Source organism: Pseudoalteromonas denitrificans DSM 6059, from assembly GCF_900112265.1.
Lineage (GTDB): Bacteria > Pseudomonadota > Gammaproteobacteria > Enterobacterales > Alteromonadaceae > Pseudoalteromonas > Pseudoalteromonas denitrificans.
The window spans coordinates 1-1,792 of the sequence record NZ_FOLO01000117.1; the positions used below are offsets into that span (position 1 = coordinate 1).

At 38.7% G+C, this 1,792-nt stretch carries 1 protein-coding gene; it reads right to left on the reverse strand.

The features are described from left to right. Window positions 1-76: 76 nt before the first annotated feature. Window positions 77-1,669, reverse strand: coding sequence for a hypothetical protein (locus BM088_RS26835; protein ID WP_091991998.1), 1,593 nt, complete (start codon window positions 1,667-1,669; stop codon window positions 77-79). Between the last annotated feature and the right edge of the window lie 123 nt (window positions 1,670-1,792).

The window sequence follows — 1,792 nt, forward strand, 5'->3', positions numbered from 1 at the left end:
TATGATAAATTAAAGTTACAGTTTGAAAGTATGCTAGCACTGGCGTGTGCAATGATTTGGCTGCCAATGTGAAAGATCAACAGCCCCTAGGCAATTTCTCTCTTTTTAAAATAATAATTGCAGCAACTGCACACTGGCTCCTTACGAGAGATAAATACTCATCTTCTAGCTCAAGTATGTCAGGCTCTATATTTGATACTTTATCGAATACAGCTTTATATTCAGACTCGTCCAGTTGTTCATTTGAATTTAAGGCAGTAAGGCATTTGTGAGGCAGGTGAATAAGTAACTGTTTTGCTTCAAAGTAAATTTCGTCTTTTTTCTGTAGTTCTAGTAATTCGCTTGGAGCATTAAAATTGAATTGAATATTACCTTCTTTATTCTCAAAAACAGTCCAATTTTTTACTTCAAACTGATGTCTCAGCCTCAAGATAAATGCGTAATGCTCATCACCTTTTGATGAGTCATCAAGCCAGCTTTGCATGGCAGATAGTAGCTCACCACTTACTTTATTTTCAAATTCCTTATCACTAAGAATTAGCTGAAAAATTATAGTATCAAGATGAGTTTTTCTATATTCACGTAAGTGCCAATTTTTAGCTTCATTGAACTGGTGTTCAGTCTCCCTCATACCATGACCAATCATTTGGTGGCTTTCATCACCTATACAATGATGAAGATCATATACAAAGATCCATGGGCACATAAGTAGCTCAAATAAAGCACCTTTAAACAGAGAGCTTTCTTTTTTGGCTAATTGGATGCAAACTCCAGCAATTGCCAACGAGTCGCTTTTCGTTAAAAGTTCTTCGATTTCTTGGCTAATATCTTCGCCATTATCAAGCTTGTCAGATAGCCATTTTTCCAACGACATTAAGGCACATGTAAGTAACTGAGGCACGATAGTGGTATTTCTACATGCATGCATCCACCTTCGTTCTCCATAATATTGCTTGGCAACGCCTTTTATTAGCAGATTTATGCTTAACGGATAACCTTCATCGAACATATTTTGTCGATCGTGTTCTCTTCTCATGCGCTCTTCAGTTAACCATTCGCTCGTAGCGATCTCGGTTAACCTTAAGATAACTCTTATTCCTTGATCTGGAGAGATGGTTAATAACTCTAAAAAAGGAGTCTTTGTATAAAAAGGCGGAAACAGCCCCATCAACCTCCTTGTAAGGCCATAACCTTTATCAATATCTAAGCTACTGTATCGATGTTTTGCTCCAGGCTCACGTATACAGTTTGCCATTATGATGCTGGCCGACTCTTTAGGTGCCATGACCATCAAATTTATAAAAGAATTAGTTTCTAATACTAGCCTTTGAAAATCATCGTCTTTTGCATACTTCGATCCACCTTCTATTAGTGGAAGCTCCTCATCCTCATCATCCCAAAAAGTAGAGGAGCTCTCTAGTTCTTCAAAGCGTTTAAGTACTTCAGGGTCTGTGATTGGTTCCGGTGGCGGATCAAGTGGCAATTCAGCTGTTGGCTCCGTGACACCCGATGCGCAATTTGCAAACTTAATTATTTCAAATTTATCCTCTGAAGCACAGACAAGAACGGCTTCGTAATAAAAAGAAGTGTCATCGTGGTTATGACCAACCCATCTATCGTGACGTCTATAATGCTGATTGCATTGCAAAGCCCGCCACCCAATCTTCATAACAATTTCTGAAACATTTTTTCGATAGAAAGTAAACGACTGGGCAAATACACCTAGCCCAGTTTTACATTCCAGGGCAGAATGGCATCCAAGTTTTCAGGAGCATGGATAAGATGCTCAAGG